Source organism: Streptomyces viridosporus (assembly GCF_002078235.1).
GTDB lineage: Bacteria > Actinomycetota > Actinomycetes > Streptomycetales > Streptomycetaceae > Streptomyces > Streptomyces viridosporus.
Map to the genome: position 1 here is coordinate 21,930 of NZ_MSGP01000216.1, position 8,327 is coordinate 30,256.

Genomic DNA, 8,327 nt, shown 5'->3' on the forward strand with positions numbered 1-8,327 from the left:
GGGCTTTGGTCCGTACCTATCGTCCCGGGCCAGTCGAGCGTTCAAGAAGACGCTCACCGTTCACATACAAGAACGGATGGCCCCCCACATGCCCTCTGCACCCCCACTTGCACGTCACCGCCGCAGAGCCCGCACGGTCCTGTTCACCCTCCTGACCACGGCGCTCGTCGGCACCCTGGTGCTCCGCCCGGACGCCGGACGCGCCGAGGCCGCCCCCGCCGCCTTCGTCCACCCCGGAGTCACCGTCTCGCAGGGCCAACTGGACTTCGCGCGCGCCAAGGTCGACGCCGGCGCCCAGCCCTGGAAGGGCGCCTTCGACCGGATGAGGGCGAGCAAGTACGCCGACCTGAACCGCACCCCGAAGCCCCGCGCGGTGGTGGAGTGCGGCTCGTACTCCAACCCCGACAACGGCTGTACCGACGAGCGCGAGGACGCGATCGCCGCCTACACCCACGCGCTCGCCTGGTACCTCACCCGCGACGAGCGCCACGCGCGGAAGTCCATCGAGCTGATGGACGCCTGGTCCGCCGTGATCCGGGACCACACCAACAGCAACGCGCCCCTGCAGACCGGCTGGGCCGGCTCCTCCTGGGCGAAGTCCGCCGAGATCGTCAAGCACACCTACACCGGCGGCTGGGGCAACTCCGGCCGCTTCGCCACCATGCTCCGGAACGTCTACCTGCCCGAGATCATCAACGGCTCGCACTCCAACGGGAACTGGGAGCTGACGATGACGGAGGCCGCCGTCGGCATCTCCGTCCTCCTGGAGGACCGCGCCTCCTACGACAAGGCCATGGCCACGTTCCGCGCCCGCACCGCCGCCTACGTCTACCTGGAGTCCGACGGCGCCCTGCCGAGGACCGTGCCGAGCCAGAACCTCGACACCCGGGACAAGATCGTCAAGTACTGGCAGAACCAGTCCACCTTCGTCACCGGTCTCACCCAGGAGACCTGCCGCGACTTCACCCACACCGGATACGGCATCTCCTCGATCTCCCACATCGCCGAGACCAGCCGCATCCAGGGACAGGACCTGTACGGCACGGACGTCGGCGAGCGGCTGCGGCACGCCCTCGGCTTCCAGGCGAAGTACGAGCAGGGCACGGCCGTCCCCGGCTGGCTGTGCGGCGGATCCCTGCACCTCGGCCTCGGGCCGGTGACCGAGGTCGGCTACAACGCCCTGCACCACCGCCTCGGCTTCGCCATGACCCACACCCAGGCGCTGACCGAGCGCACCCGCCCCTCCGGCACCAACAACCTCTTCGTCGCCTGGGAGACCCTCACCCACGGGGACAACCCGGTCTGACCGTTGATCGACCGGGCGTCCGGTGGCGATACTGGCGCCCGGTCCACGGGGGAGGTCGTCCGGATGAGTCAGGTGAGCACCGAGACCATGGTGCGCGTGGCGGACGTGCACCGTTCGTACGGCACCGGAGCCGCCGCGGTCCACGCGCTGCGCGGCGTCTCCTTCGACGTCCCGCGCGGTGAGCTGGTCGCCCTCAAGGGGCGTTCGGGCTCCGGCAAGACCACGCTCCTGAACATCGTCGGCGGCCTCGACGCGCCCGACCGGGGGCGGGTCGAGATCGACGGACTCGACCTCGCCGGACTCGACGAGAACGGGCTGCTCGCCCTGCGCCGGGACCGCGTCGGCTTCGTCTTCCAGTCCTTCGGCCTCATCCCGATCCTCACCGCGGCCGAGAACGTCGGCGTCCCGCTGCGGCTGCGCCGGGCCGACCCGCGCGAGCGCGAGGAACGGGTCGAGCTGCTGCTGTCCCTGGTGGGCCTCGCCGACCACGCGGCACAGCGGCCCGGCGAGCTGTCCGGCGGCCAGCAGCAGCGGGTCGCGATCGCCCGCGCCCTCGCCAACCGGCCCTCCCTCCTCATCGCCGACGAGCCGACCGGCCAGCTGGACGCGGAGACCGGGCACGCCGTGATGGAACTGCTGCGCGCGGTCGTCCACAGCGAGCGGGTCACCGCGCTCGTCGCCACGCACGACGCGACCCTGCTCGACCTCGCCGACCGCGTCCTGGAACTGAGCGACGGCGAGATCGTCGAGCACCGAGGAACCGGCCCCGGTACGCCCCACGCCGGCGCCGGGGCCGCGCCGGGGACGGGCCCCGAACCCCGGCCCGGCCCCCCGGGCCGCGGCGCCCGGCCGTAAGGTCGACTGCGCCCAGCCAAGTTCGACCGGAAGACCATGAGGCCATGGGACGCGGCAAGCTTCGGATCCACCTCGGTGCGGCACCGGGCGTCGGCAAGACGTACGCGATGCTGTCCGAGGCGCACCGGCGCGTCGAGCGCGGCACCGACTGCGTGGTGGCGTTCGTCGAGCACCACGGCCGGCCGCGTACCGAGGCGCTGCTGCACGGCCTGGAACGGATCCCGCCCAGGGAACTGGAACACCGCGGGAGAGTCCTCCCCGAGATGGACCTCGACGCCGTCCTCGCCCGCCGCCCCCAGGTGGCCCTCGTCGACGAGCTCGCCCACACCAACGTCCCCGGGTCCCGCAACGCCAAGCGCTGGCAGGACGTGGAGGAACTGCTGGCCGCCGGGATCGACGTGCTGTCGACGGTCAACATCCAGCACTTCGAATCGCTGGGCGACGTCGTGGAGTCGATCACGGGCGTACGGGAGCGGGAGACCGTGCCGGACGAGGTGGTGCGGCGGGCGGACCAGATCGAGCTGGTCGACATGGCGCCCGAGGCGCTGCGCCGCCGCATGGCGCACGGCAACGTCTACCAGCCGGACAAGGTCGACGCGGCCCTGTCGAACTACTTCCGCCTCGGCAACCTCACCGCGCTCCGGGAACTGGCGCTGCTGTGGGTGGCCGACCGGGTCGACGCCCACCTCCAGCGCTACCGCAGCGAGCACGAGGTCTCCGCGATATGGGGCTCGCGCGAGCGGATCGTCGTCGGCCTGACCGGCGGGCCCGAGGGCCGGACCCTGATCCGGCGGGCCGCGCGGCTGGCGGAGAAGGGGGCCGGCGGCGAGGTCCTCGCCGTCTACATCGCCCGCGGCGACGGACTCACCGCCGCCTCGCCGAAGGAACTCGTCGAGCAGCGCGCCCTGGTGGAGGACCTGGGCGGCACCTTCCACCACGTCGTCGGCGACGACGTTCCGGCCGCCCTGCTCGCCTTCGCCCGCGGGGTGAACGCCACGCAGATCGTGCTGGGCTCCTCGCGCCGCAAGACGTGGCAGTACGTCTTCGGACCCGGGGTCGGCGCGACCGTCGCGCGGGACTCCGGGCCGGACCTGGACGTGCACATCGTCACCCACGAGGCGATCGCCAAGGGACGCGGGCTGCCGGTGGCCCGGGGCGCCCGGCTCGGGCGGTCGCGCACGGTGGCGGGCTGGGTGGTCGGCGTGGCCGGTCCGGTGCTGCTGGCCGTGCTGATCAGCGCCGTCGACCCGGGGTTCGCCAACGACATGCTGCTGTTCCTGGCGCTGACCGTCGCGGCGGCCCTGCTCGGCGGACTGTGGCCGGCCCTGGGCTCGGCGGTGGTCGGCTCCCTGCTGCTCAACTACTTCTACACCCCGCCCCTGCACACCTGGACCGTCTCCGACCCCAAGAACCTCGTCGCCATCGTGGTCTTCGTCGCCGTCGGCGTGGCGGTGGCCTCCGTCGTCGACCTCGCCGCCCGCCGCACCCACCAGGCGGCCCGGCTGCGCGCCGAGTCGGAGATCCTGTCCTATCTCGCCGGCAACGTGCTGCGCGGCGAGACCGGCCTGGAGGACCTGCTGGAACGGGTGCGCGAGACCTTCGGCATGGAGTCGGCGGCCCTGCTGGAACGCGCCGCCGACGTCGAACCGTGGACCTGCGCAGGACGCGCGGGCCGGGGGCGGCCGGTGGAGCGGCCCGAGGACGCGGACGTGGACGTGCCGGCCGGCGACCACATGGCGCTCGCGCTGACCGGCCGGGTGCTGCCCGCCGAGGACCGCCGGGTGCTCGCCGCCTTCGCCGCGCAGGCCGCCGTCGTGCTGGACCACCGCCGGCTGCGGGAGGAGGCCGACCGGGCCCGCGCCCTCGCCGAGGGCAACCGCATCCGCACCGCGCTGCTGGCCGCCGTCAGCCACGATCTGCGCACCCCGCTGGCCGGGATCAAGGCGGCGGTCTCCTCCCTGCGCTCCGAGGACGTCGACTGGTCGCCGGAGGACACCGCCGAACTGCTCGCGAGCATCGAGGAGGGCGCCGACCGGCTGGACCACCTGGTGGGCAACCTGCTCGACATGTCACGGCTGCACACCGGAACGGTCACCCCGCTGATCCGCGAGATCGACGTGGACGAGGTGGTGCCGATGGCGCTCGGCGGGGTGCCCGAGGGCAGCGTCGCCCTGGACGTCCCCGAGACCCTGCCCATGGTCGCCGCGGATCCCGGGCTGCTGGAGCGGGCGATGGCCAACGTGATCGAGAACGCCGTCAAGTACAGCCCGCCCGGCGTCCCCGTGCTGGTCGCCGCCAGCGCCCACGCCGACCGGGTCGAGGTGCGGGTGGTCGACCGCGGGCCCGGAGTGCCCGACGAGGCGAAGGGCCGCATCTTCGAACCCTTCCAGCGGCACGGCGACGCCCCGCGCGGAGCCGGGGTCGGCCTCGGGCTGGCCGTCGCACGCGGCTTCGCCGAGGCCATGGGCGGCACCCTCGACGCCGAGGACACCCCCGGTGGGGGCCTCACCATGACGCTCACCCTCCGCGCGGCGGCGGCGGAGTGCCCGGAGCCCGTTTCCGCCGCAGAACCGGAAAGGCAGCCCTCATGACCCGTGTGCTGGTGGTCGACGACGAGCCGGCGCTCGTGCGCGCCCTCGTGATCAACCTCAAGGCACGTTCCTACGAGGTCGACGCGGCCCACGACGGAGCCTGCGCCCTGGAGCTGGCCGCCGCCCGCCACCCCGACGTGGTCGTCCTCGACCTGGGCCTGCCCGACATGGACGGCGTCGAGGTGATCAAGGGGCTGCGCGGCTGGTCCCGGGTCCCGATCCTGGTGCTGTCCGCGCGGCACGCCTCCGCGGAGAAGGTCCAGGCGCTGGACGCGGGGGCCGACGACTACGTCACCAAGCCCTTCGGCATGGACGAGCTGCTGGCCCGGCTGCGGGCCGCCGTGCGCCGCGCCGAGCCCGTCGGCGACGAGGGCGACGTGGTGGTGGAGACCGGCACGTTCACCGTCGACCTGGCCGCGAAGAAGGTCAACCGCGACGGCAAGGACGTACGGCTGACCCCCACCGAGTGGCACCTGCTGGAGGTGCTGGTGCGGGGCGGTGGCCGCCTGGTGGCGCAGAAGCAGCTGCTGCGGGAGGTGTGGGGGCCGTCGTACGGGACGGAGACGAACTACCTGCGCGTGTACATGGCGCAGTTGCGCCGGAAGCTGGAGGCCGACCCGTCCCGTCCCAAGCACTTCATCACCGAGCCGGGCAGGGGCTACCGCTTCGAGAAGTGAAGGTCGGGGCGGTGCCGGCGCGCGACGCGGGAGGAGCCGGGCGCGGGCCGGTTCGGACGGGTGGAGCAGCGGGTACGGAACCCTCGGGACACCCCGGTACGCTTCACGTATGAGTGCTGTTCCTCGTCACGAGAAGCCGACGGGCCGGTTCCGGCGCATGCTCGACCGGCTCTCCTCGTCGCAGGAGGACCTGGAGTCCGAGGAGCTGCGCGAGGACGCCGAGACCGCCGGCTGTACCCGCATAGACGATTGCCAGGACCGTCAGATCGTGACGGTTACTGGTACCTTGCGCACGGTCACGCTGCGGCCGCGCGCGGGAGTCCCGGCCCTGGAGGCCGAGCTGTTCGACGGCTCCGCCGCGCTGGACGTGGTGTGGCTCGGCAGGCGCTCCATCGTGGGGATAGAGCCGGGGCGCAAGCTGATCGCATCGGGCCGGATCTCGATGAGCCGGGGCCGCCGGGTGCTGTTCAATCCGAAATACGAACTGAGACCCCTCGGACGGGAGTAGCCGGTGACGTCGCTCGACAAGCCGACAACCGAAGACACATCCGCGGACGACGCCCGGGCGGTGACCGAGGCCGCGCTGTTCGAGGCGTTCGGCGGAGTGCGGGGCATGGTCGAGACGGTACTGCCCGGCCTCCTCTTCGTCAGCATCTACACGGTCAACAAGGACCTGCACATGTCGGCGATCGCGGCGCTCGCCGTGTCGCTGGTGCTGGTCGTGGTCCGGCTGGTGATGAAGGGCACCGTCAAGCACGCCTTCAGCGGGGTCTTCGGCGTCGGCTTCGGCGTGGTCTTCGCGATGATGACCGGCAACGCCAAGGACTTCTACCTGCCGGGCATGCTCTACACCCTGGGCCTGGCCCTGGCGTACATCATCACCGCGATGGCCGGTGTCCCGCTGATCGGCCTGATGCTGGGCCCCGTCTTCCGGGAGAACCTCTCCTGGCGCACCCGCAACCCCGGCCGGAAGAAGGCCTACACCAAGGCCAGCTGGGCCTGGGGGCTGATCCTGCTCGGCAAGAGCGCGATCCTGTTCCCGCTGTACTGGTGGGCGGACACGACCCAGTTGGGCTGGGTGCTGGTCGCGCTGAAGATCCCGCCGTTCCTGCTCGCCGTGTACCTGACGTGGGTGTTCCTGGCGAAGGCGCCCCCGCCGATCGACGTGTTCGCGGAGATGGAGGCGAAGGAGCGCGAGGAGGAGGAACGCGAGGAGGAGCGCAGGGCCGCGGCCGCGCAGGAGAGCGGCGGGGCGACGCCGGCCGGCCGGCACCGACGGCAGGGGTAGCCCCCGGCGGGCTCACCCCGCCGGGGCCCGTACGCGTACGAGGGCGCCCGGAGATCCCGTGATCTCCGGGCGCCCTCGCGTCGTCGACGGCGGTGCTCAGCGCGCCGTCTCGCCCCGGCGCACCGAGAGCAGGTCCTCGAGCTGTTCCTCGCGGGCCTGGGCGGCCACGAAGAGCAGCTCGTCGCCCGCCTCCAGGGAGTCCTCCCGGGTCGGGGTCAGCACGCGCGTGCCGCGGATGATGGTGACCAGCGAGGTGTCCTGCGGCCACTGGACGTCGCCGACCCGGGTGCCGGCCAGCGCCGACTCCTCGGGCAGGGTCAGCTCGACGAGGTTGGCGTCGCCGTGGCTGAAGCGCAGCAGCCGCACCAGGTCGCCGACGCTGACCGCCTCCTCCACCAGCGCCGACATCAGGCGCGGGGTGGAGACGGCGACGTCCACGCCCCAGGCCTCGGTGAACAGCCACTCGTTCTTCGGGTTGTTCACCCGGGCGACGACCCGCGGAACCCCGTACTCGGTCTTGGCGAGCAGCGAGACGACGAGGTTGACCTTGTCGTCCCCGGTCGCCGCGATGACGACGTTGCAGCGCTGGAGCGCCGCCTCGTCCAGGGACGTGATCTCGCAGGCGTCGGCGAGCAGCCACTCGGCCTGCGGGACGCGCTCGACCGAGATGGCGGTCGGCGCCTTGTCGATGAGCAGGATCTCGTGGCCGTTCTCCAGCAGTTCGCCCGCGATCGAGCGGCCGACCGCCCCGGCTCCGGCAATGGCGACCCTCATCAGTGACCGCCCTTCTCTTCGGGGCCCCTGGCGAACGCCGCCTCGACCCGGTCGATCTCGTCGGTGCGCATCATCACGTGCACCAGGTCGCCGTCCTGCAGCACCGTCTGCGAACTGGGCAGGATCGCCTCGCCGAGCCGGGTCAGGAACGCGACGCGGACGCCGGTCTCCTCCTGCAGCCTGCTGATCCTGTGCCCCACCCAGGCCGTGGAGGTGTGCACCTCGGCGAGCTGCACCCCGCCGGTGGGGTCGCGCCACAGCGGCTCGGCGCCCGAGGGGAGCAGCCGGCGCAGCATCTGGTCGGCCGTCCACCGGACCGTCGCCACGGTGGGGATGCCGAGGCGCTGGTAGACCTCGGCGCGGCGGGGGTCGTAGATGCGGGCGGCGACGTTCTCGATGCCGAACATCTCCCGGGCCACCCGCGCGGCGATGATGTTGGAGTTGTCGCCGCTGGAGACGGCGGCGAAGGCGCCCGCCTCCTCGATGCCCGCCTCGCGCAGGGTGTCCTGGTCGAAACCGACCCCGGTGACCCGGCGTCCGCCGAACGCGGAGCCCAGCCGGCGGAAGGCGGTGGGGTCCTGGTCGATCACGGCGACCGTGTGACCCTGCTCCTCCAGGTTCTGGGCCAGCGCGGACCCGACCCTTCCGCAGCCCATGATGACAATATGCATCGCGTCACACCGCGCTTCCTGCAGGCCCTTCGACCTTCATGACTCTCGTGCTCATGTCTCTCTTTCGGCTCGCCAGGCAACACGTCGCGGCCTGAGTGCGGGCCGCCGGGCAACATCATGCCGGGGGAACACGGTTTCGAAGCCCTCCGGGGCCCGGCCGCCGCG

At 72.3% G+C, this 8,327-nt stretch carries 8 protein-coding genes; 6 read left to right on the forward strand and 2 right to left on the reverse strand.

The window, feature by feature from the left end; genetic code table 11:
* Window positions 1-88 precede the first annotated feature (88 nt).
* The 6 genes from B7L92_RS15940 to B7L92_RS15965 all read left to right on the forward strand — a co-directional run bounded on the left by B7L92_RS15940 (window position 89) and on the right by B7L92_RS15965 (window position 6,717).
* Window positions 89-1,306, forward strand: a complete 1,218-nt coding sequence (locus tag B7L92_RS15940) for an alginate lyase family protein (protein ID WP_081238263.1) — start codon at window positions 89-91, stop codon at window positions 1,304-1,306.
* A 63-nt stretch (window positions 1,307-1,369) separates the two neighbouring features.
* Entirely contained in the window at window positions 1,370-2,161 is a 792-nt protein-coding gene (locus B7L92_RS15945; RefSeq protein ID WP_081238264.1) for an ABC transporter ATP-binding protein, read from the forward strand.
* Between the two features lie 44 nt (window positions 2,162-2,205).
* The gene (locus B7L92_RS15950) at window positions 2,206-4,752 is read left to right on the forward strand and encodes a sensor histidine kinase (RefSeq protein WP_081238265.1); all 2,547 of its coding nucleotides are present in this window, start codon (window positions 2,206-2,208) and stop codon (window positions 4,750-4,752) included.
* Window positions 4,749-5,429: a response regulator gene (locus B7L92_RS15955; RefSeq protein WP_081238266.1), complete on the forward strand. Its 681-nt coding sequence runs from the start codon at window positions 4,749-4,751 to the stop codon at window positions 5,427-5,429. The genes B7L92_RS15950 and B7L92_RS15955 overlap by 4 nt, the downstream gene beginning before the upstream one ends.
* 109 nt (window positions 5,430-5,538) lie before the next feature.
* Window positions 5,539-5,937: an OB-fold nucleic acid binding domain-containing protein gene (locus B7L92_RS15960; protein ID WP_081238267.1), complete on the forward strand. Its 399-nt coding sequence runs from the start codon at window positions 5,539-5,541 to the stop codon at window positions 5,935-5,937.
* A gap of 3 nt (window positions 5,938-5,940) precedes the next feature.
* On the forward strand, window positions 5,941-6,717 hold the full coding sequence (locus tag B7L92_RS15965) for a DUF3159 domain-containing protein (RefSeq protein ID WP_081238268.1): 777 nt from the start codon (window positions 5,941-5,943) through the stop codon (window positions 6,715-6,717).
* 96 nt (window positions 6,718-6,813) lie between these two features.
* On the opposite strand, the gene B7L92_RS15970 is transcribed toward B7L92_RS15965, so the two are convergent.
* The gene (locus B7L92_RS15970) at window positions 6,814-7,491 is read right to left on the reverse strand and encodes a potassium channel family protein (protein WP_081238269.1); all 678 of its coding nucleotides are present in this window, start codon (window positions 7,489-7,491) and stop codon (window positions 6,814-6,816) included.
* Window positions 7,491-8,162, reverse strand: a complete 672-nt coding sequence (locus tag B7L92_RS15975; RefSeq protein WP_081238270.1) for a potassium channel family protein — start codon at window positions 8,160-8,162, stop codon at window positions 7,491-7,493. The genes B7L92_RS15970 and B7L92_RS15975 overlap by 1 nt, the downstream gene beginning before the upstream one ends.
* Between the last annotated feature and the right edge of the window lie 165 nt (window positions 8,163-8,327).

Coding starts and splice junctions, on each gene's coding strand:
- B7L92_RS15960 (WP_081238267.1), top strand. CDS start 5,539: ATGAGTGCTGTTCCTCGTCACGAGAAGCCGACGGGCCGGTTCCGGCGC.
- B7L92_RS15955 (WP_081238266.1), top strand. CDS start 4,749: ATGACCCGTGTGCTGGTGGTCGACGACGAGCCGGCGCTCGTGCGCGCC.
- B7L92_RS15945 (WP_081238264.1), top strand. CDS start 1,370: ATGAGTCAGGTGAGCACCGAGACCATGGTGCGCGTGGCGGACGTGCAC.
- B7L92_RS15950 (WP_081238265.1), top strand. CDS start 2,206: ATGGGACGCGGCAAGCTTCGGATCCACCTCGGTGCGGCACCGGGCGTC.
- B7L92_RS15970 (WP_081238269.1), bottom strand. CDS start 7,491: ATGAGGGTCGCCATTGCCGGAGCCGGGGCGGTCGGCCGCTCGATCGCG.
- B7L92_RS15940 (WP_081238263.1), top strand. CDS start 89: ATGCCCTCTGCACCCCCACTTGCACGTCACCGCCGCAGAGCCCGCACG.
- B7L92_RS15975 (WP_081238270.1), bottom strand. CDS start 8,162: ATGCATATTGTCATCATGGGCTGCGGAAGGGTCGGGTCCGCGCTGGCC.